The organism is Psychrobacter sp. Sarcosine-02u-2, assembly GCF_002836335.1.
GTDB classification, from domain to species: Bacteria; Pseudomonadota; Gammaproteobacteria; order Pseudomonadales; family Moraxellaceae; genus Psychrobacter; species Psychrobacter faecalis.
Genome location: NZ_PJBX01000057.1, coordinates 1 through 674, shown reverse-complemented (window position 1 = coordinate 674; position 674 = coordinate 1). Strand labels below are relative to the sequence as shown.

General features: G+C 43.0%; 1 protein-coding gene. It reads right to left on the bottom strand.

The window, feature by feature from the left end:
* The coding region (locus CXF58_RS01235) for an IS982 family transposase (protein ID WP_102076327.1) at nt 1-584 on the bottom strand (584 nt) is incomplete at its 3' end.
* Between the last annotated feature and the right edge of the window lie 90 nt (nt 585-674).

Sequence of the window (674 nt, the reverse complement as noted above, 5' to 3'; positions counted from 1 at the left end):
GGGCTGATATACCCTTTATCAGCGCCAAGTAGCCCATGAATATGAGTGGTGATTTCTGGGGCAACCGCTCTTTCATCAACATTGGCAGGAGCAAAGGTAAAGCCTTTAATCATGCCCGATAAGTTAACAAGCAAATGGCCTTCAAAGCCATAGTACCTCTCTTGCTTAGCGGCACAGTAGCTAAAAGCTGCTAAGTCTTGATAATTCTTATGCCGATAAGCGCGTCCATAATGACAGACGGGTACCCAAAAGCCATCCATAAAATGAATGTTGTCACGGCCTTCAATTTGACTGACGTTATCTTGTATCTGCTGTTTGACTTGCCACAGATTGGCGCAGTGCTTTGCGAAGTTAGGGTATGAGCCGATGGCTGGAAACCAGTCTTGCCAATGCTGGGTAAAGTATTGCCAAATTTGTTTGTCTTGATCAAGGTGTAAAAATTCACCGACCATCTCCATGCAAATAACCTCAGGATCACTTAGCTTTGGCGCGTAACCTGCACTTCGCAAGGGTTTGGTGACGACTATTTTGTAATATTGCTCTACCATTAAATAGATATTGATGATAAATTCGTCTATGGGCATCTCACAACTCCATTGTATTCTTGGTCGAAAACAATAGATTAGTGAGGTGCTCTTCTTTTTTCAATCACTTTCGAAGTTGAGAGTGGGGTA